A 19,539-nucleotide genomic window follows, 5' to 3' on the forward strand; every position below is an offset into this window, starting at 1 on the left:
TATGACTCGTTATAAAGTGATGGCGGCGCTGACCGCCGGTCTGCTGCTGGTGGGCGGCGCCCAGGCCAGCGCGCTGGAGCAGTTCAAGTCCTTCGTGGCGTCGACCAAGGCGGCCAAGGGCGAATTCACCCAGCGCCAGGTGAAGGCCACCAACGGCGACACGCCGAAGGCGGCCAATAATTCCAGCGGCACTTTTGTGTTCGCCCGTCCGGGCAAGTTCATCTGGACCTATACCAAGCCGTATGAGCAGGTGCTGCAGGCCGACGGCGACCAGCTGTTCATCTTCGACAAGGATCTGAACCAGGTCACCACCAAGAAGCTGGGCGACGCGCTGGGTTCGTCGCCGGCCGCCATCCTGTTCGGCAGCAATGACCTGGAAAAGAACTTCACGCTGTCCGAAGGCGGCACGCGCGACGGCCTGGAATGGCTGAAGGCGGTGCCGAAGGCCAAGGACACCAGCTTCGAGCAGATCGCCATCGGCCTGAAGGACGGCCTGCCGGCGGCGATGGAGCTGAAGGATTCCTTCGGCCAGACCTCGGTGCTGAAGTTCAGCAAGATCGAGAAAAATCCGGCGCTGAGCGCCACCAGTTTTAAATTCGTCGTGCCCAAGGGCGCGGACGTATTCAACAATTAAGCGTATAAGCTGAGTATTCAACGCCGCAGCTGCGACGCTGCGGCGTTTTTCCATTTCCGACCATGGCAGATTTATTTTCCACCGAACCGCGCCAGCCGCTGGCCGAAGCCCTGCGGCCCAAGACGCTGGATGAAGTCATCGGCCAGCGCCACCTGCTGGGGCCGGGCAAGCCGCTGCGCCTGGCGTTCGAGTCGGGCCAGCCGCATTCGATGATCTTGTGGGGCCCGCCGGGCACCGGCAAGACCACGCTGGCGCGGCTGACCGCCAAGGCCTACGACTGCGAGTTCATCGCGCTGTCGGCGGTGTTCTCGGGTGTCAAGGATATCCGCGCCGCGATGGAGCAGGCGCAGCACAACCTGGACCTGGGCAAGCACACCATCCTGTTTGTCGACGAGATCCACCGCTTCAACAAATCGCAGCAGGACGCCTTGCTGCCGTATGCCGAGTCCGGGCTGGTGACGCTGATCGGCGCCACCACCGAGAATCCGTCGTTCGAGGTCAACTCGGCGCTGCTGTCGCGCGCCCAGGTCTACGTGCTGAAGTCGTTCGACGAGGCCGAGCTGCGGCAGATGGTCGACCGCGCGCGCGACAAGGTGCTGACCCAGCTGGAATTCGAGGACGCCGCCATCGATACGCTGATCGGCTATGCCGACGGCGACGGCCGCCGCCTGCTGAATCTGCTGGAAGTGACCGGCACCGCCGCCAACGCGGCCAAGACCAACAAGATCACCGCCGAGTTCATCCAGAATGCGCTGACCCTGAACGCGCGCCGCTTCGACAAGGGCGGCGACAATTTCTACGACCAGATCTCGGCCTTGCATAAATCCGTGCGCGGCTCGAATCCGGACGCGGCGCTGTACTGGCTGTGCCGCATGCTGGACGGCGGCGCCGATGCGCGCTACCTGTCGCGCCGCATCGTGCGCATGGCGTGGGAAGATATCGGCCTGGCCGATCCGCGCGCCATGCAGGTGGCCAACGACGCCGCCACCACCTACGAGCGGCTCGGTTCGCCGGAGGGCGAGCTGGCGCTGGGCCAGGCGGTGATCTACCTGGCCATCGCCGCCAAGAGCAACGCCGGCTACAACGCCTTCAACGAGGCGATGGCCTTCGTGCGCAAGGACAAGTCGCGCGAGGTGCCGGTCCATCTGCGCAACGCGCCGACCAAGCTGATGAGGGAACTGGGCTACGGCCACGACTACCGCTACGCCCACGACGAGCCGCATGCCTACGCCGCCGGCGAAACCTACTTCCCCGACGACATGCGCGAACCGGGCTGGTATCAGCCGGTGCCGCGCGGCCTGGAAAGCAAGATCGCCGACAAGCTGGCCTTCCTGCGCCAACTGGACCAGGATGCGGGCAAGAGCTAGCTTGCGTATCGCAATAATGGCATGATGCTGACATGCCTAAACAATGCATTCAGGAGTGGGAATGAGTCAGCGCTTGGTGGTCGACGGGATCGATATCTATATAGAAGGCGAGGGTGCCGAAACCATCGTGATGCTGCACGGCTGGCCGGATACCTACCGCGTGTGGGATGCGCAGGTGGCCGAGCTGAAGCAGCGCTACCGCTGCGTGCGCTTTACGCTGCCGGGCTTCGATGTCGGCAAGCCGCGCCGCTCGTATTCGCTGGATGCGATGATGCGCGTGCTGCTGCATATTGTGAACAGCGTCAGCAAGAAGGAAAAAGTCATCCTGATGCTGCACGACTGGGGTTGCGTGTTCGGCTACGAGTTTTACATGCGTAACAAGGCGATGGTGTCGGCCATTATCGGCGTCGATATCGGCGATGCGCAGTCCAAGGCCACGGCGCGCTCGCGCTCGGTGGGGCAGAAGATGATGGTGAGCGGCTACCAGAGCACGCTGGCGCTGGCCTGGGCCATCGGCGGCCCGGTCGGCACCGTGATGACCCGCACCATGGCGCGCGTGCTGGGCGCGCCGTCGCCGCGCGAATTCATCAGCTCGGGCATGAATTTCCCGTACTACATCCTGACGGCCGGCGCGGCCGGTTCCTACAGTTCGCTGGTGCCCTTCGTGCCCAAGGTGCCGATGCTGTATATCTACGGCATCCGCAAGCCCTTCATGTTCCATTCGCCGCAGTGGACCGAGACGCTGGCGGCCAGGGAGGGCTGCAAGGTGGTGGCGATGGAAACCGATCACTGGCCGATGCTGCGCCAGCCGGAACGCTTCAACGAGGTGGTGATCAGCTGGCTGGAGCGACCCGCCAGCGCCGAGGAAGCGCCCGAGGAAGACGCGGCCTGATCAACGCAGGCGGATCGGCTTCTGGTACGGGGCGAACGGCGGCGGCGGCAGCTGCGCCGAGGCGTAGGCCTGGCGGAAGCAGTCGGCTTTCTTGCCTTCGACGTCGGTGGTGCTGCGCGTGACCTTGCCGGCCGCGTCCAGCGTCAGGATGATGACCACCGGGTGTTTCGACAGGTCGTGGCAGTTGCCGCGCTCATCGAGCTTCTGCGCGTTGTTGTAGTTGAGCGAGATCTCTTCGTACTTGGTGGCCTTGTCGTTCGGGAACTGCGCGTTGAACTTGTTCATCTCGGCGGCGAAGTTCGGATTGGCCGGCGGCGCCGGCTCGTCCTTGCCCGCGCCACCCATGGTCGAGCAGCCGGCGGCGATCATCATCACGGCGCTGGCCGCTGCAATTTTCATCATAGTGGTTGTCATTATCTTCTCCTCGATTTGTGTACTGTTGGGCACATAGTACAAATTCCGGCGCGTGTATGGCGCACGATTAGTTGCGTAGGAGAAATCCTACAGTGCGGCAACGGGCTGGCGCCGCCTGTTCCCGCCCGCTGCATTTCAGGCGTCCTTTTTGGCGCTTCGTCGCAACCCGGTGGTGGGCCGGCGTGGCCGCGGGTACAGTACAACCATACCGCAGCACTTAACCGCACCACCACCTGAAGGAGCACATCATGAACATCGCCAAACACATGGAAGTCATCTTTGTCGCCGCTGCCGTGATCGCCGGCGCCACCACCTTCGCCACCGCCGCCGACGACCGCGTCGACGTCGTCCTGGCGGCCGACAGCCCGGTGCTGGTGGCCAAGGCCGCGGTCGCCATGCCCACCGTGACCGTGAGCGCCAAACGCCTGACCGCCGCTGAAAAAGCCGCGCTGTAATGGCGGCAGCCGGCGGGCTGCGCAAAACTCGCTAGGAAGTGGCGTCGTCTTGGTACAATTGACGTTTTCGATACAAACGGCATCGTTCCCATGATTGACATCCAACTTCTCCGTAAAGACATCGCCACCGTCGCCGCGCGCCTGGCCACCCGCAAGTTCCAGCTCGATGTGGAAGCGTTCAACGCTCTCGAGTCGGAACGCAAGGCGATCCAGCTGCGCACCGAAGAGCTGCAGGGCAAGCGCAACTCGCAGTCCAAGCAGATCGGCATGATGAAGGGCAAGGGCGAGGACACCACCGCTCTGATGGCGGAAGTGGCCGGCCTGGGCGACGAGCTCAAGGCCAATGAAGTCAAACTGGCCGAGTTGCAGGCCAAGCTGGGCGACTTCCTGCAGGCGATCCCGAACCTGCCGCACGAATCGGTGCCGGCCGGCACGGACGAAAGCGGCAACGTGGAAGTACGCAAGGTCGGCGCGCCGCGCAGCTTCGATTTCGAGATCAAGGACCACGTCGACGTCGGCTCGCCGCTGGGCCTGGACTTCGACACCGCGACCAAGCTGACCGGCTCGCGCTTCTCGGTCATGAAAGGCGGCATCGCCCGTCTGCACCGCGCGCTGGCGCAGTTCATGCTGAACACCCACACCGACGAGCACGGCTACACCGAGTGCTACACGCCCTACATGGTCAACGCCGATTCGCTGCGCGGCACCGGCCAGCTGCCGAAGTTCGAGGCCGACCTGTTCTCGGTGAAGAAGGGCGGCGCCGAGGGCGAGGGCGAGACCTTCTACCTGATCCCGACCTCGGAAGTCTCGCTGACCAATATCGTGCGCGACGACATCCTGGCGGCCGAGGCGCTGCCGCTGAAGATGACCGCCCACACGCCGTGCTTCCGCTCGGAAGCGGGCAGCTATGGCCGCGACACGCGCGGCATGATCCGCCAACACCAGTTCGACAAGGTCGAGATGGTGCAGGTGGTGCATCCGGAGCAGTCGTATGCGGCGCTGGAGGACATGGTCGGCCACGCCGAGACCATTCTGCAACGCCTGGGCCTGCCGTACCGCGTGATGTCGCTGTGCACCGGCGACATGGGCTTCGGCGCCACCAAGACCTATGACCTGGAAGTGTGGCTGCCGGCGCAGAACACCTACCGCGAGATTTCGTCGCTGTCGAACTGCGAGGCGTTCCAGGCGCGCCGCATGCAGGCGCGCTTCCGCAACGCCCAGGGCAAGCCGGAACTGGTGCACACGCTGAACGGTTCCGGCCTGGCCGTGGGCCGCACGCTGGTCGCCGTGCTGGAGAATTATCAGCAGGCCGACGGCTCGGTGGAGATCCCGGCCGTGCTGCGTCCGTACATGGGCGGGCTGACGCATCTGAAAGCGTAAATTTAGTCCTTCCATTTTCTCAAGCACCTGCTATAATCTTGCCTTCTCGCAGCAGCAGGTGGGAAAACGGAGAGGTGGCAGAGTGGTCGAATGTACTTGACTCGAAATCAAGCGTAGGGGCGACCCTACCGTGGGTTCGAATCCCACCCTCTCCGCCAACTGTTTGGATGTGAGAAAAAAGTAGTAAATGCGTCACCAGGAGAGGTGGCAGAGTGGTCGAATGTACTTGACTCGAAATCAAGCGTAGGGGCGACCCTACCGTGGGTTCGAATCCCACCCTCTCCGCCAATATTCGATAAAAAAGCTCCCGCAAGGGAGCTTTTTTATTTCCAGCCCAGGAGAGGAGCGCGCGCAGCGCGCGCGTGGGATTCGAAGACTCGCGCGTACTCGCGCGAGGGCGGCCTGCAAGGTGTAGGCGAATCCCACCCTCTCCGCCAATATTCGATAAAAAGCTCCCGGAAGGGAGCTTTTTTATTTCTGGGCTAGAATGCGGAAAAATTACCAAGGAGTCGACTTGAAATCTTTTTCCGCATTGCTGATGTCCACGCTGCTGGCCGGCGCCGTCCATGCCGCCACGCCCAATCCCGACGCCGCCCAGATCAAGGCCGCGCACGACCTGATGGCCTCGATGCAGGCCGAGAAAATGATGCGCATGACCGCCGGCATGAGCAAGTACGCCTCGCCGGAACAGCGCAAGCAGGTGATGGACAAGGTCATCAACCTGCAGCCGGAATTCGTCTACACCCGCCTGGCCACGCCGGTCGCCAAGTTGCTGAGCACCGAGACCGCGCTGGAAATGACGAAGTTCTACAAGTCCAGCTACGGCCAGCGCGTGCTGCACGACACCTATAACAGCAGCGCGCAGATGTACGCCACCGTGCCGAAGCCGACGCCGGCCGAACAGGCTGAACTGAAAAAGCCGGCCTATCTCAAGGCCGACCAGGAGTTCAAGGCCAACGAGCAGGCCATCCACCACGAAACCTTCGTGCTGCTGAAGGACATCATCAACGGCAAATAAGCCGCCGCGCGGGCGGTCGCGGCGTCAGGCGCCGCAGCACTTCTTGTGCTTCTGGCCGCTGCCGCACGGGCAGGGATCGTTGCGCCCGACCTTGGCCGGCTTGGCCTGCGGCGCGTGGAAGAAGGCGTTGATCTGCACCACGGCCGGTGTCACCTTGGCGGCGTTGACCGGCGGCTGGAACGGCGCCAGCAGCGCCGGCTGGTGGGCGCGCAGCGGCGCCCAGGCGTCGTGGTTCAGCGCCACGCCGGCCAGGAAGCCGGCGCTCCAGGCCTCGGCGGTCCAGTTGCCGCCGCATTCGTAGATCGGCTCGAAGCTGGCCGGCTCCTGCCGCATCCAGGTCTGCATGTAGGCGTGGTGGCGCAGCACCAGCGCTGCCGCGTCGGCATTGCCCGCGGCGTCGCCCCACACCAGCGGCAGCCAGGCCTCCTGCGACACCTCGGCCGGACCCACCGCCAGCGCGGTCAGCAAGCCTTCCAGGCGCGCCACGTCCATCGCCTGCGGGCCGATGGCGGCCAGCAGTTCGTCCAGTTGTGCGTATTCGTCGTCGTTCAGGGGGAGGCTCATGGCGGCTGTCGGTGGTATCGGAAAGCCGCCATTGTACCTACTTGGCCTTGGGCGGCGCCGGTTTCTTGCCGGGTGGGTCGACGATCAGCACGTGCTTGTCGACCGCGCCGGTTTTTTCCTGCTTGACGACCTGCACCGCCACCGGTCGGTGGTCGTGCACCGAACGCGGCGCCTTGGGAGCGAGCATGTTTTCTCCTGATAAAGTTGTTGTTGAAACGCACATAGGGATGATTTCTGTTTTTGCAAGTATACAAATGTGTCTACTTGGCCGATACTGTGCTGTCGCCACTCACGGAACCTCATCATGTTGAAGAAGCTCGTTGTTGCTGTTGCCTTGTTGCCGCTGGCCGTGCAGGCCTCGAATCTGCCGGACTATCCCTTCATCCATGTGTCCGGCGAGGGCATGATGCGCTTCGCGCCCGACCTCGGCGAGATCGATTTCGACATCAGCGCCTACGATCCGGACCCGGCGGCGGCAACGGCCATCGTCGGCGCGCGCGCCGAACAGGTGCGCGCCTTGCTGGCCGAGGTGGACGCGGTCACCGAGATCCACAATATGCGCAAGGAGATGCGCAAGGCCGACCCGGCCGACGCCAGCGGTGCGCCGGCCTACGACATCCGCAGCTCGGTGCACATCGCCGTGCGCGATCTGGGCAAGTGGCGCGTCGTCATGCAGGGCCTGCTGGCGCTGCCGAATCTCGACCACCTGGCCACCACCTTCGGCCGCAGCGATCGCCTGCAGGCCGAGCAGGAGCTGACCGCCATCGCGGTCAAGGATGCGCAGCGCCGCGCCGAGGCGCTGGCGGCCGGCTTCGGCCGCAAGGTGGGGGCGGTGGCGGCGATTTCGTCGGGCCAGCTGCGCAACCTGACCCATTCGATCGGCCTGATGCCGGGCGACCTGTATTTCCGCCGCGACCAGCGCTCGGCGCCGGCGCAGGCGGCCGACAAGGATTTCCTGTCCACCGACCTGTTGAGCTGGTCGCAGACGGTGGATGTGATTTTCCGCATCAAGTAAGGGGCGGCGCTGCGTGTGCTGGCGCACGCCGGCGCCGATCGGCGCCTTGCCGCCCGGGCGCGCGTGCGCGACACTGCAGGCTTGGCCGCTATGTTCAGGAGGACGCATGCTGTACGCTCACACCACCCCCGATCCGGAAGTGCCACCGCCGCCGCCGGAAAAAGACCCGCCGCCGGACAACACGCCGCTGCCGGAACAGGCGCCGATCGAAGAACCGACGCCGCCCAGACCGCCCATCAAAACCTGAGCATTAGCGGGCTTATGTGCGTTGGCGCACCGTCCGTTGCGTGGAACGGACGGTATGCTGGTTCCACGCTCTGTAAGGCCGTGAGAAAGTGTGATGATTGTTGCTTTGTGGATACATATTTGCTGCTTTGTGTCCGGCGTCACACGGAGGTCATGAAAGAGTTTCTATAATTTAGTCATGTCGTCACGTTCCTTTCACGGAGAGCAATCATGGGCAATTCCTTACACAACAAAATCTACCTCGGCCGCCGCAGCGTCGCCCTGAGCGCGAAGCGTGTACAAGCCATGATCTGCCTCGCCGCCTTCGCCAGCATCGGCCTGGCCTGGCTGGTGATCCGCGCGCTGCAGTAATCCCGCCCTGGTTGCCAGCTGATTGCGCAGAGAAGGCGGCATGCGCCTTGCCGCCGTGCCGCCGTGCGCGTACCATGAGGGCCGCAGCAGTCTCTTATGGAAAAAATGGCAATGAAGAATGAAAAATTCACGCAGGACGAATATGACGCCCTGTACGAAATCCAACGCGGCATCAAGGGCGACCGCGTCAGCGCCTGCATCGGCCGCAACACCAAGCGCCTGTCCGGCCTCAAACTGATCAGCATCGCCCATAACGGCCGTATTTCGCTGACCGACAAGGGCGAGCAAACCATCTTCCTGCACCGTTGCGTGCTGGGCCTGCGCGCCGTGTCGGCCCAGCCCGGCGCCACGCTGGACGCCGATGTGGCCATGTTCCTGGGCAAGAAATCGCACATTCTGGAACGCGCCGAGGGCGGTTTCGAACTCAGCGACAAGGGCCGGGAATCGCTGCAGGACATCACCAATCAAGGCTTTTGATGAAAACGCTCCTCCGGGAGCGTTTTTTTTGCTGTAATGTATGGTTAACACAGCAAGAGTGAGTGCCCCTTTGTCATGACAACCAACACGCTGAGAAAGTTCCGCAAACTGTTCCGCGTGCTGGCCACGGCGGTGGTGGTGGTGCTGCTGATTGTGGCGCTGTTCGTGGTCCATGTGCTGAACCAGAGCCGCAAGCGCTATTACGCGGCGGCCGAGGAAACCTCGCACAACCTCGCCATTTCGCTGGAAAATTTCCTGCACTCGCATTTCCAGGAGGTCGACCTGGCCATGCGCCGCGCCGACCTCGAATTCCGCAGCCAGCACCAGGACGGCCGCTTCAGCGACGAACGCTACAGCGCCTACCTGCGCAGCCTGAAGGAGCGGCTGCCGCACGCGCAGGCGGTGCGCGGCTCCAACGCGGCCGGCATGGTCATCTACGGCGAGCAGATCGATCTGCAGCATCCGCAGGACCTGAGCGTGCGCGAGTTCTTTGCCCGCATGCCGACCGCGCATGAGCTGGTGTTCGGCGTGCCGGTGCAGTCGCGCATCACCGGCGAGTGGGTGCTGCCGCTGGTCTATCCGCTGACCCTGCCGGACGGCGGCTTCGGCGGCACCGCCTATGTGCTGATGAACAGTTCGCGCATGAGCGAGGCGTTTGCCGGCCTGAATATCGGCGAGCATGGCTCCATCCTGCTGCTGGACGACCGGCGGCGCGTGCTGCACCGCTATCCGGAGGCGGCCGACATGGCGTTCGGCAGCACCATCAAGGTGACGCCGGCCACCCAGGCCATCCTCGACGGCAAGCAGCAGCGCGCCAGCTACACGGTGGTCAGTCCGCGCGACGGGCTGGAACGCACGCTCAGCGTCGAGAAGGTGGGCGCCTATCCGGTGTATGTGATCGTCGGCATGGCCAGCGACGATTTCCTGGCGCCATGGTACAAGGAGATCCGCAACGCCTCGCTGTTCCTGGTGGTGCTGATCGGGCTGGCGCTGGTGCTGCTGCGCGGCGTGCGCTTCGGCCTGCGCGAGCAGTACAAGTCGCTGGCGGCGCTGGGCGAGGCCGACCAGGCCCTGCAGCAGTCGCTGACCCAGCTGCGGGCCTCGGAGTCGCGCTGGCGCTCGCTGACCGAGGGCTTGCCGCAGATGGTGTGGACCGCCACGCCGACCCTGCGCATCGATTTCATGAGCCATCACTGGGAAAGCTTCAGCGGCCTGCCGGCGGCGCAGCTGATGGCCGGCGGCGACTGGTCGCGGGTGATCCATCCGGACGATTTGCCGACCCTGACGGCGGCCTGGCAGCGCGCGCTGGCCGACGGCGACCAGTTCCGCTGCGACTGCCGGCTGCGCCGCCACGACGGCGTCTGGCGCGTGTTCGACAACCACGCGCTGCCGCAGCGCGACGCCGATGGCGCGATTCTGAGCTGGGTGGGCAGCAGCACCGACAGCACCGAGCTGCGCGCCGCGCACGACGGCCTGCTGCAGGCCAAGGAGGCGGCCGACAAGGCCGGCCGCGCCAAGTCCGACTTTGTCGCCAATATGAGCCACGAGATCCGCTCGCCGATGAACGCGGTGCTGGGCATGCTGCAGCTGCTGCGCCAGACCGAGATGAGCGGCCGCCAGCAGGATTATGTCGACAAGGCGCACGCGGCGGCCAGCGCCTTGCTGGGCCTGCTCAACGATGTGCTGGACTTTTCCAAGGTGGAGGCCGGCAAGCTGGCGCTCGATCCGCATCCGTTCCGCCTCGACAAGCTGTGGCGCGATCTGGCGGTAATCCTGTCGGCCAATGTCGGCGACAAGAATATCGAGGTGCTGTTCCGCATCGATCCGGCGCTGCCGGCCATGGTGGTGGGCGACGCGCTGCGCCTGCAGCAGATTCTGCTGAACCTGGCCGGCAACGCCATCAAGTTCACTGAACGCGGCGAGGTGGTGGTGTCGGCGCAGCTGGTGGCGCACACCGAGCAGACGCTGTCGGTGGCGTTTGCCATCCGCGACACCGGCATCGGCATCGCGCCCGAGCAGTGCGAGCGCATCTTCGACGGCTTTTCGCAGGCCGAGGCGTCGACCGCGCGCCGCTTCGGCGGCACCGGCCTGGGCCTGGCCATCAGCCAGCGCCTGGTGCGCATGATGGGCGGCACGCTGCGCGTGGTCAGCGAGGTGGGGCAGGGCAGCGTGTTTGATTTCGCGGTGGATTTCGGCATTTCGCTGGAGCAGCCGGAGGCGGCGCCGCTGGGCGCCCTGCCGCTGCACGATGCCCTGATGCGCGGCCTGTCCTGCCTGGTGGTGGACGATAATCCGGTGGCGCGCACGGTGCTGCGCGAGATGGCGGCGTCGTTCGGCTGGCGCGTCGATGTGGCGGCCGACGGCTATGAGGCGCTCGACGCCATCGGTGTGCAGCTGGCGCGCCAGAAGGCGTATGACGTGGTGTTCATCGACTGGCGCATGCCGGCCATGGATGGCTGGGAAACCAGCCGCCGCATCCGCCAGCTGGCGCCGGCCGGCAAGACGCCGCTGATCGTGATGGTGACCGCGCACGACCGCGAGCTGCTGGCGCAGCGGCAGATGGATATTGCGCCGGTGCTGGATGGTTTCGTGGTCAAGCCGGTGACGGCGTCGATGCTGTTCGACGCGGTGGCCGACGCGCGGCTGGAGCACCGCAAGCCGCTGGCGGCGGCGCTGGCGCCGCCGCAGCGCCGCCTGGCCGGCCTGCGCCTGCTGCTGGTCGACGATAATCCGGCCAACCAGCAGGTGGCCAGCGAGTTGCTCGGCCATGACGGCGCGCAGGTGGAGGTGGCCAGTTCGGGCCAGATGGCGCTCGGCGTGCTGGCGCGCAGCGGTCCGCTGCCGGACCTGATCCTGATGGATATCCAGATGCCGGAGATGGACGGCTACCAGACCACGCAGGCGATCCAGAGCCGGCTTGGCGTGCGCACGCCGCCGATCGTGGCGATGACCGCCAACGCCATGGCGGCCGACCGCATCGCCGCGCTGGAGGCGGGCATGGTCGATCATATCGGCAAGCCCTTCGATCTGGAGCAGTTGATCGAGGTGATTCTGAAACACGCGCGGCGCGATGGCGTGGCGCTGGCGGCGCCAACAACGGCCGCGCCGGCGACGGCGGCCGCAACGACGACGGCGGCCGTCACATCGGCGCCGCTGCCGGCGGCGGGCCTGAACAGCGCGGCGGCGCTGAAGCGGCTGGGCGGGCTGGAGTCGATCTACAAGATCGCGCTGGGCAGCTTCATCACCGAAGCCGAGAAGCTGACGGCGCAGCTGCAGCGCGCGCGCGAGGAGCGCAACTGCGGCGCCGCCTTGCCGGCGCTGCACACGCTGAAAGGGCTGGCCGGCACCGTCGGCGCCGACCGGCTGGCGCTGCTGGCGCAGCAGGCGGAACAGGCCCTGAAGCAGGATGCCGCCGCCTGGGCGCCGCTGGAACAGGTGCTGGCCGCCTGTCCCGGCGTGGCCGGGGACATCGAGCAGCTGCTGACCGAAAGCCGCCCGCAGTAGTATTTGCGAATGGCAAGCTTAGCGGCTAGCATGGAGCCAACCACAACTAGGAGCGATGCAATGGAAAAACCGATGAACTGGGTGGAGCATGAACTGAGCATGACCGTGCTGATGACGCCCGATATGGCTAACTTCTCAGGCAATGTCCACGGCGGCACCATCCTCAAATACCTCGACAGCGTGGCCTATGCCTGCGCCAGCCGCTATTCGGGCAGCTATGTGGTGACCTTGTCGGTGGACCAGGTGATGTTCCTGCAGCCTATCCACGTCGGCGAGCTGGTGACGTTCCTGGCGTCGATCAACTACACCGGCAACACCTCGATGGAGGTCGGCATCCGCGTGGTGACCGAGAATATCCAGCAGCGCCTGGTGCGCCACGCCAACAGCTGCTACTTCACGATGGTGGCGGTGGACAAGGACCGCAAACCGGTCAAGGTGCCGGAGCTGGTGCCCGAGACGGAAGAGCAGAAGCAGCGCTGGGAACAGGCGCTGCTGCGCAAGCAGGCGCGCCAGATGGTGCACGGCAACCGCAAAAAATGAAACGGCGCGCGCTGCTGCTGGCGGCGGCCGCGCTGGCCGCCGTGCCCGGGCTGGCGGCCGAGCCGACCGCGCGCGACATCATCGGCGATGTCAGCCGCATTGTCGCGCCCAACGGCGTGCAGGAGAACTTCACGCTGCGCATCGGCGGCATCGAGCAGTGGATCTACACGCGCGGGCAGGACCGCGCCAATCCGGTGCTGCTGTTTGTGCACGGCGGCCCGGCTTCGCCCAGTGCGCCGACCATGTGGCTGTACCAGCGTCCGCTGGAAGAGTATTTCACCGTGGTGAATTACGACCAGCGCGGCGCCGGCCGCACGTATCTGGACAATGATGCCGACGCCGTGCGGCCGACGCTGCGCATCGGCCAGTTCGTGGATGATGCCGTCGAGATCGCGCAGGCCGTCGCCCGGCGCTACGGCAAGCGCAAGGTGATCCTGGTCGGGCATAGCTGGGGCACGGTGGTCGGCATGCGCGCGGTGCTGGAGCATCCGGAGCTGTTCCATGCCTATGTCGGCATCGGCCAGGTGATCAGCATGCTGGATAACGAGAAGGTCAGTTTCGATTTTGCGCTGGCGCAGGCGCGCAGGGAGGGCAATCAGCAGGCCATCAAGGAGCTGGAGGCGATTGCGCCGTATCCGGGCGATACGCCGATCACGCGCGAGCGCATCATCGTGGAGCGCACCTGGGCCCAGCATTACGGTGGGCTGGCCGCGTATCGCGGCGATTTCGCTTACTACTTCAATGCGCCCCTGCTGTCGCCGGAGTATGACGACAGGGCGGTGCAGGCCATCGACAAGGGCAGCCTGCTGACGCTGGAGCGCGTGCTGAATGAATGGCTGACGGTGGACTTCAAACCGGTCGGCAGGTTTCCGGTGCCGGTCGTGATGTTCATGGGGCGTCATGATTACACCACGCCGTCCGGGCCGACGGCGGCCTGGCTGGCCAAGGTGCGCGCGCCGTACAAGCGAGGCGTCTGGTTTGAAAACTCGGCGCACCTGGTGCAGTTCGAGGAGCCGGGCAAGACCTTGGTCAGCCTGCGCGAATACGTCCGCCCGTTGGCCAGGGACTGAGTACACCCCCTCTATATATTTCGGGCTCTAAAAGCTCTAAAACCTCTAAAACGCTAGAGATTGAACTATTTCGCTAGATTTCGCTCTAAAACAGAGAGGCCATTTAGAGAAAATAGAGAAATTAGAGCGAAATAGAGTGAGCAACACTTTATTTCTCTAGTGTTTTCTAGCGTTTTCTATTGAATTAGAGCGAAATAGAGAAAATAGAGATTTTAGAGGGGAGAAAAATATGGACCACCCTGACCATCCTATCGGCGGCATGTACCTGCCCAGCAAAGTATTCTGCGCCCTGACGGAACATACCGGCGAAGGCTTCTACGGCGACAAAACCGCAGCCGCAGTCTCCGCGCTCATCCAGCAATGGATCGCCACGACACCCGCCGCACGCTGCCCATGGCGCGAAGAGCAAGACGAAAACGACGAGTCAAACGACAGCACTGCGAGCCAAGCGTCCGCCGCACCGCCACAGACCGTGCCAGCGCCAACTGCCGCGCCGGGCCCCGCGTCCGGCGCTGCCGGCAGCGGCCCTGAAACAAGCCGTGGCTACCAATGGAAGCAGCTCTTCCTGCCGAACGGCACCGAACTGCGCACCATCTACGGCGGCCGTTCGATCTACGCCAAAGTGGAAGACGAACAAATCATCAGCGTCAACGGCCCGACCACGCCATCGCGGCTGGCCAACACACAAGGCTGCGGCACGCGCAATGCCTGGCGAGCCATCTGGCTGCGCCTGCCCGGCAGCGCGCGCTGGCAGCGCGCCGCCGACTGCCGGCGCCAGGACTAGGCCGACTTTCTGCCGCGCGTCAGGAAGATCAGGCCGGCCGCGATCACCGACGCCGCAGACAGCGCATACAGGCCGCCCTGGATCGAACCGGTCTTCTGCTCCAGATAGCCGAAGGTGGCGGGCGCGACAAAGCCGCCCAGGTTGCCCAGCGAGTTGATCAGCGCGATCACCGCCGCCGCGATGCGGCTGTCGAGATAACCCTGCGGAATCGGCCAGAACAGCGAGGACGCCGCCTTGAAGCCGATCGCCGCGAAGCAGATCGCCACGAACGCAAACACCGGGCCGCCCGTGGTGGAGGCAAACATGCCGCACGCCGCCACGATCAGCGCCACCGCCACCCACGCCTGCTGGTTGCGGTGCTTCTGCGCCAGCGTGGCAAACATATACATGGCCGCGATCGAGATAATCCACGGAATCGAGTTGAACAGGCCGATCTCGAATTCCGAGAACTGTCCCATCTTCTTGATGATGCTCGGCAGCCAGAACGTGGCGCCGTAGATGGTCAGCTGGATCGCGAAGAAGATCAGGCAGAACAGCGCGATGCGGCTGTCCTTCAGCAGCGAGAACATGCTGGCGTGCGGCGGCCGGTTGGCGTCGCGCTCCTTGCGTTCGGCTTCGATGACGGCCGCCAGCTCGCGCCGTTCCTCGTTGCTCAGCCACTTGGCGTCTTCCGGCCGCGAATCGAGGAAGAACCACACCACGAAGCACAGCGCCACCGAGGCCAGGCCTTCGATGACGAACATCCATTGCCAGCCGTGGAAGCCGCCGCCCTGGATCGACAGCAGCGCGCCGGACAGCGGCCCGGAAATCACCGAGGCCAGCGCCGAGCCGCTGAGGAAGATCGCCATCGCCTTGCCGCGCTCGCTGTTCGGCAGCCACTGCGTGAAGTAATACACGACCCCCGGGAAGAAGCCGGCCTCGGCCACGCCCAGCAGGAAACGCACGATGTAGAACGAGGTCTCGCCCTGCACAAAGGCCATGCCGGTGGCGACGATGCCCCAGGTGGCCATGATGCGGGTCAGCCAGGCCTTGGCGCCGAAGCGCTGCTGCAGGATGTTGGACGGCACCTCGAACACCGCATACGCGAGGAAGAAGATGCCGGCGCCGAAGCCGAAGGCGGCGGCGCCGATGCCGAGGTCCTTCTCCAGGTGCGAGCGCACGAAGCCGATGTTGACGCGGTCGATGTAGTTGGCGATGAACATCACCACGAACAGCGGCAAGATGCGCCACTTGACCTTGCTGACGGCCCGGTCGAGAACGGAAGGGGCGGCAGCGACGCCGCCGGTGGTGCTGGCGATGGTAGTCATGAGTCTCCTTGTGGTTCTTGTGGTTGTTATTGCTGTTGTTAGCGAACCATGCAAGGCATCTTGTTGTTGAACTTCCAGCCCGGAATCAGGAACTGCATCGCCACCGCATCGTCGCGCGCGCCCAGCCCCATGTTGTTGTACAGATGGTGGGCCCGCTCGATGGCGTCCAGGTCGAGCTCCACACCGAGGCCGCCGCGGGTCGGCACCTGCACCATGCCGCCTTCAATCTTCAGCGGATTCCTGGTCAGGTGCTGGCCGTCCTGCCAGATCCAGTGGGTGTCGATGGCGGTGATGTTGCCCGGCGCCGCCGCCGCCACGTGGGTGAACATGGCCAGCGAAATGTCGAAGTGGTTGTTCGAATGCGAGCCCCAGGTCAGGCCCCATTCATGGCACATCTGCGCCACCCGCACCGAGCCCTGCATGGTCCAGAAATGCGGATCGGCCAGCGGAATGTCGACCGACTGCAGCTGGATCGCGTGACGCATCTCGCGCCAGTCGGTGGCCACCATATTGGTGGCGGTCAGCAGGCCGGTGGCGCGGCGGAACTCGGCCATCACCTCGCGCCCCGAATAGCCGTTCTCGGCGCCGCACGGGTCCTCGGCATAGGCCAGCACCTCGCCCTGGTCGCGGCACAGGCGGATCGCATCCTTCAGCAGCCAGCCGCCGTTCGGATCAAGCGTCACGCGCGCCTGCGGGAAGCGTTCGTGGAGGGCGGTGACCGCCTCGATCTCCTCCTCGCCGCGGAACACGCCGCCTTTCAGCTTGAAGTCGTTGAAGCCGTAGCGCTCGTAGGCCGCCTCGGCCAGCCGGACGATGGCGTCCGGCGTCAGCGCCGCCTCGTAGCGCAAGCGGGTCCAGGCGTCCGGTGCGTCGGCCGGCGTGGCCGCGTAGGGCAGGGTGGTGGCGGTGCGGTCGCCGACGTAGAACAGATAGCCCAGCATTTCCACCGCGCTGCGCTGCTGGCCTTCGCCCAGCAGGGCCGCCACCGGTACGCCGAGGAACTGGCCCAGCAGGTCGAGCAGCGCCGCTTCCAGCGCCGTCACCGCGTGCACGGCGATGCGCAGGTCGAAGGTCTGCAGGCCGCGGCCGCCGGCGTCGCGGTCGGCGAAGGCGGCGCGCGCCGCGTTGAGGATGGCGTGGTAGTTGCCGATCGGCTGGTCCAGCACCAGCGCGCTGGCGTCCTCCAGCGTCTGGCGGATCTTCTCGCCGCCCGGCACCTCGCCGGCGCCGGTGTTGCCCAGGCTGTCGGTGAGGATCACGATGTTGCGGGTGAAATAGGGGCCGTGGGCGCCGCTCAGGTTCAGCAGCATGCTGTCGTGGCCGGCCACGGGAATGACGCGCATGGCAACAATACGGGGCGTGTCGGTGGTTGTTTGGGTCATGATGTCTCCATAAATGATTGCGCTGTCATCGTGGATGGTAGTCGACTGGCCCGTTAATTTCAAGAAAAACCTGCTTGGATACGCAAAATAAAATGATTAAAAATGATGTGCGATGTTATAATTTCACATCACCGTTTATCATCAATACCATGGACAAGACAGACCTGCGCACCTTGCGCACCGCCAGTGGCGAGGTGCCGGTCAGCGGCGCCACGCTGGCCGACGTCGCCAAGGTGGCCGGCGTGTCGCCGATCACCGTGTCGCGCGCGCTGAACCAGCCGCAACTGGTGCGGCCGAACACCGTGGCCAGGGTGCAGGCGGCGGTGGCGCAGACCGGCTACGTGAAAAACATGATGGCCGGCGCGCTGGCCTCGTCGCGCAGCCGGCTGGTGTCGCTGGTGCTGCCGACCATCTCGACGCCGATCTTCGCCGACATGGCGCAGGCCGCCAGCGACCACCTGACGGCGGCCGGCTACCAGGTGATGCTGGGCCTGTCGAGCTACGAGGCGTGGCGCGAGGAGTTGCTGGTCGAGACCATCCTCAGCCGCCGCCCCGACGGCGTCATCCTGACCGGCTCGCTGCACACCGACAGCACCCGCCGCCGGCTGCAGGCGTCGCAGGTGCCGGTGGTGGAAACCTGGGACCTGACGCCGTCGCCGGTCGACATGATGGTCGGCTTCTCGCACGAGGAGGTGGGCCACGCCATCGCCCAGCATCTGCTGGCGCGCGGCTACCGCCGCATCGCCATCCTGGCGGTGCAGGACCCGCGCGCGGCGCGCCGCAACCAGGGCCTGCAGGCCGGCCTGGCCAAGCACGGCGTCGAAGTGGCGGCGCTGCAGATCATGCCGCTGCCGTCGACCTTCGGCCTGGGCCGCGACGGCACGGCCCTGCTGCTGGCGCAGCATCCCGACATCGACGCCGTGGTGTGCAGCTCCGACACGCTGGCGCACGGCGTGCTGACCGAAGCCATCGCGCGCGGCATCGAGGTGCCGCGGCAGCTGGCGGTGGTCGGCTTCGGCGACCTCAATTTTGCCGCGCGCACCCATCCGCCGCTATCGACTGTGCGCGTGGATGGCGCTAATATCGGACATATGGCGGCGCAAGCGATCCTGGACCGGGTGGAGGGCAAGGCGGTTCCCAGCCTGAACGACACCGGCTTCCAGTTCATCCAGCGCGGCAGCACATAATATCGACCACGGAGGCCGGCATGGAAATGAAACGCATCAATGCGGGAAAACTGCGGGCCATCGGCTACGACACGCGCGACAAGCTGCTGCGCGTCGAGTTCGACGACGGCAGCGCCATCGACTATTCCGGCGTCGGCAACGAGGTGTGGCGCAAGCTGTCGACCTCCGGCGCCGCCTGGAGCTACTACCGCGACAACATCGAGGAGGAATACACGGGCCGGCGCGGCGTGGTGCGCAAGCCGACCACCCGCGCCGACCTCGAAGACCTGTTCAAGCCGCCCAGCGACGGCTAAGGAGCGCCATGCACTGTCCCGCCCTGTTCCGCGAGCAGCGCCTGGAAGTCCTGCACGCGCTGATCCACAGCCACCCGCTGGCGACGCTGATCACCAGCGGCGCCGCCGGCCTGTGCGCCAACCTGATCCCGTTCACCCTGCACGGCGACGTGCTGCGCGCCCACCTGGCGCGCAACAACCGCCAGCTGGACGACCTGCGCGCCGGCGCCGAAGCGCTGGTGCTGTTCCAGGGCCCGGAATGCTATGTCACGCCGTCCTGGTATCCGTCGAAAGCCGAGCACGAGAAAGTGGTGCCGACCTGGAACTTCGTCATGGTGCAGGCGCGCGGCACGCCGCAGGTGCTGGACGACGCGGCCTGGGTACGGCAGCAGATCGCCGAGATGACCGCGCGCCAGGAAAGCGCCCGCGTCCAGCCGTGGAGCGTGGACGACGCGCCGCCCGACTTCATCGCCGCGCAACTGCGCGCCATCGTCGGCGTCGAAATCCCCATCGCCCGCCTCGAAGGCAAGTGGAAGATCAGCCAGAACCGCCAGGAACCGGACCGCCAGGGCGTGCTGCACGGCCTGGCCGCCGAAGGCCGCTGTCCCGCCATGCAGCGCCTGATGACGGACGGCTGAGCAAAATACCGGAATCCGATTGTTTCCGCTGGATGGCTGTGG

The 19,539-nt window shown here is 65.1% G+C and carries 22 protein-coding genes and 2 tRNA genes; 19 read left to right on the top strand and 5 right to left on the bottom strand.

Annotated elements, in window-relative coordinates; all coding sequences use genetic code 11:
• The first annotated feature begins 1 nt into the window (after position 1).
• From lolA to GJ698_RS15350, 3 genes are all read left to right on the top strand, one after another.
• Positions 2 to 634, top strand: coding sequence for an outer membrane lipoprotein chaperone LolA (gene lolA, locus GJ698_RS15340; RefSeq protein ID WP_154358531.1), 633 nt, complete (start codon positions 2 to 4; stop codon positions 632 to 634).
• Positions 635 to 696: 62 nt separating this feature from the next.
• Positions 697 to 2,001 (top strand): replication-associated recombination protein A, encoded by a 1,305-nt coding sequence (locus tag GJ698_RS15345; protein ID WP_154358532.1) that lies wholly within the window; start codon positions 697 to 699, stop codon positions 1,999 to 2,001.
• A gap of 61 nt (positions 2,002 to 2,062) precedes the next feature.
• A complete protein-coding gene (locus GJ698_RS15350) occupies positions 2,063 to 2,893 on the top strand; it encodes an alpha/beta fold hydrolase (RefSeq protein WP_154358533.1) in 831 nt (276 codons plus the stop codon).
• Here GJ698_RS15350 and GJ698_RS15355 read toward each other — a convergent pair whose 3' ends face one another.
• A complete protein-coding gene (locus GJ698_RS15355; RefSeq protein WP_154358534.1) occupies positions 2,894 to 3,307 on the bottom strand; it encodes a hypothetical protein in 414 nt (137 codons plus the stop codon). It abuts the gene before it with no gap.
• 248 nt (positions 3,308 to 3,555) lie between these two features.
• On the opposite strand from GJ698_RS15355, the gene GJ698_RS15360 reads away from it, so the two are divergent.
• The 5 genes from GJ698_RS15360 (at position 3,556) to GJ698_RS15380 (ending at position 6,160) form a co-directional block, all read left to right on the top strand.
• Positions 3,556 to 3,762 carry a hypothetical protein gene (locus tag GJ698_RS15360; protein WP_154358535.1) on the top strand — a complete coding sequence of 69 codons (207 nt, stop codon included), beginning with the start codon at positions 3,556 to 3,558 and terminating at the stop codon, positions 3,760 to 3,762.
• Between the two features lie 90 nt (positions 3,763 to 3,852).
• Complete coding sequence (gene serS, locus GJ698_RS15365) at positions 3,853 to 5,142, top strand: serine--tRNA ligase (RefSeq protein WP_154358536.1); 1,290 nt, start codon at positions 3,853 to 3,855, stop codon at positions 5,140 to 5,142.
• 68 nt (positions 5,143 to 5,210) lie between these two features.
• Positions 5,211 to 5,300, top strand: a tRNA-Ser gene (locus GJ698_RS15370).
• Between the two features lie 40 nt (positions 5,301 to 5,340).
• Positions 5,341 to 5,430, top strand: a tRNA-Ser gene (locus GJ698_RS15375).
• Positions 5,431 to 5,656: 226 nt separating this feature from the next.
• Positions 5,657 to 6,160 carry a DUF2059 domain-containing protein gene (locus tag GJ698_RS15380; protein WP_154358537.1) on the top strand — a complete coding sequence of 168 codons (504 nt, stop codon included), beginning with the start codon at positions 5,657 to 5,659 and terminating at the stop codon, positions 6,158 to 6,160.
• A 24-nt stretch (positions 6,161 to 6,184) separates the two neighbouring features.
• Here the strand turns inward: GJ698_RS15380 and GJ698_RS15385 are convergent, their stop codons facing one another.
• Both GJ698_RS15385 and GJ698_RS30485 read right to left on the bottom strand, forming a co-directional pair.
• The gene (locus tag GJ698_RS15385) at positions 6,185 to 6,724 is read right to left on the bottom strand and encodes a UPF0149 family protein (RefSeq protein ID WP_154358538.1); all 540 of its coding nucleotides are present in this window, start codon (positions 6,722 to 6,724) and stop codon (positions 6,185 to 6,187) included.
• 37 nt (positions 6,725 to 6,761) lie between these two features.
• Positions 6,762 to 6,911: a hypothetical protein gene (locus tag GJ698_RS30485; protein ID WP_166454879.1), complete on the bottom strand. Its 150-nt coding sequence runs from the start codon at positions 6,909 to 6,911 to the stop codon at positions 6,762 to 6,764.
• A gap of 117 nt (positions 6,912 to 7,028) precedes the next feature.
• Between GJ698_RS30485 and GJ698_RS15390 the strand changes: the two genes are divergently transcribed.
• The 8 genes from GJ698_RS15390 (at position 7,029) to GJ698_RS15415 (ending at position 14,711) form a co-directional block, all read left to right on the top strand.
• Positions 7,029 to 7,739 carry an SIMPL domain-containing protein gene (locus GJ698_RS15390; RefSeq protein WP_154358539.1) on the top strand — a complete coding sequence of 237 codons (711 nt, stop codon included), beginning with the start codon at positions 7,029 to 7,031 and terminating at the stop codon, positions 7,737 to 7,739.
• A 106-nt stretch (positions 7,740 to 7,845) separates the two neighbouring features.
• Positions 7,846 to 7,986: a hypothetical protein gene (locus GJ698_RS30490; RefSeq protein WP_166454880.1), complete on the top strand. Its 141-nt coding sequence runs from the start codon at positions 7,846 to 7,848 to the stop codon at positions 7,984 to 7,986.
• A gap of 209 nt (positions 7,987 to 8,195) precedes the next feature.
• Positions 8,196 to 8,336, top strand: coding sequence for a hypothetical protein (locus GJ698_RS30495; RefSeq protein ID WP_166454881.1), 141 nt, complete (start codon positions 8,196 to 8,198; stop codon positions 8,334 to 8,336).
• A 111-nt stretch (positions 8,337 to 8,447) separates the two neighbouring features.
• A complete protein-coding gene (locus GJ698_RS15395) occupies positions 8,448 to 8,813 on the top strand; it encodes a hypothetical protein (RefSeq protein WP_154358540.1) in 366 nt (121 codons plus the stop codon).
• A 75-nt stretch (positions 8,814 to 8,888) separates the two neighbouring features.
• Positions 8,889 to 12,317 (top strand): response regulator, encoded by a 3,429-nt coding sequence (locus GJ698_RS15400; RefSeq protein WP_154358542.1) that lies wholly within the window; start codon positions 8,889 to 8,891, stop codon positions 12,315 to 12,317.
• A 60-nt stretch (positions 12,318 to 12,377) separates the two neighbouring features.
• On the top strand, positions 12,378 to 12,857 hold the full coding sequence (locus tag GJ698_RS15405) for an acyl-CoA thioesterase (protein WP_503826184.1): 480 nt from the start codon (positions 12,378 to 12,380) through the stop codon (positions 12,855 to 12,857).
• Positions 12,854 to 13,927: an alpha/beta hydrolase gene (locus GJ698_RS15410; RefSeq protein WP_154358543.1), complete on the top strand. Its 1,074-nt coding sequence runs from the start codon at positions 12,854 to 12,856 to the stop codon at positions 13,925 to 13,927. The genes GJ698_RS15405 and GJ698_RS15410 overlap by 4 nt, the downstream gene beginning before the upstream one ends.
• Before the next feature lie 229 nt (positions 13,928 to 14,156).
• The gene (locus GJ698_RS15415) at positions 14,157 to 14,711 is read left to right on the top strand and encodes a hypothetical protein (protein WP_229260002.1); all 555 of its coding nucleotides are present in this window, start codon (positions 14,157 to 14,159) and stop codon (positions 14,709 to 14,711) included.
• Here GJ698_RS15415 and GJ698_RS15420 read toward each other — a convergent pair.
• Positions 14,708 to 16,018 carry an MFS transporter gene (locus GJ698_RS15420; RefSeq protein ID WP_154358544.1) on the bottom strand — a complete coding sequence of 437 codons (1,311 nt, stop codon included), beginning with the start codon at positions 16,016 to 16,018 and terminating at the stop codon, positions 14,708 to 14,710. The two genes, GJ698_RS15415 and GJ698_RS15420, sit on opposite strands and share 4 nt — an antisense overlap.
• A 38-nt stretch (positions 16,019 to 16,056) precedes the next feature.
• Entirely contained in the window at positions 16,057 to 17,400 is a 1,344-nt protein-coding gene (gudD, locus tag GJ698_RS15425) for a glucarate dehydratase (protein WP_154358545.1), read from the bottom strand.
• 149 nt (positions 17,401 to 17,549) lie between these two features.
• On the opposite strand from gudD, the gene GJ698_RS15430 reads away from it, so the two are divergent.
• From GJ698_RS15430 to GJ698_RS15440, 3 genes are read left to right on the top strand one after another with little or no spacing between them, the layout of a single operon-like run.
• On the top strand, positions 17,550 to 18,587 hold the full coding sequence (locus GJ698_RS15430; RefSeq protein WP_154358546.1) for a LacI family DNA-binding transcriptional regulator: 1,038 nt from the start codon (positions 17,550 to 17,552) through the stop codon (positions 18,585 to 18,587).
• A 20-nt stretch (positions 18,588 to 18,607) separates the two neighbouring features.
• Entirely contained in the window at positions 18,608 to 18,880 is a 273-nt protein-coding gene (locus GJ698_RS15435) for a KTSC domain-containing protein (RefSeq protein ID WP_154358548.1), read from the top strand.
• Between the two features lie 8 nt (positions 18,881 to 18,888).
• Positions 18,889 to 19,497: an FMN-binding negative transcriptional regulator gene (locus GJ698_RS15440; RefSeq protein WP_154358549.1), complete on the top strand. Its 609-nt coding sequence runs from the start codon at positions 18,889 to 18,891 to the stop codon at positions 19,495 to 19,497.
• Positions 19,498 to 19,539 lie beyond the last annotated feature (42 nt).

It is taken from the genome of Duganella aquatilis (genome assembly GCF_009674565.1).
Taxonomy (GTDB): domain Bacteria; phylum Pseudomonadota; class Gammaproteobacteria; order Burkholderiales; family Burkholderiaceae_D; genus Rugamonas; species Rugamonas aquatilis.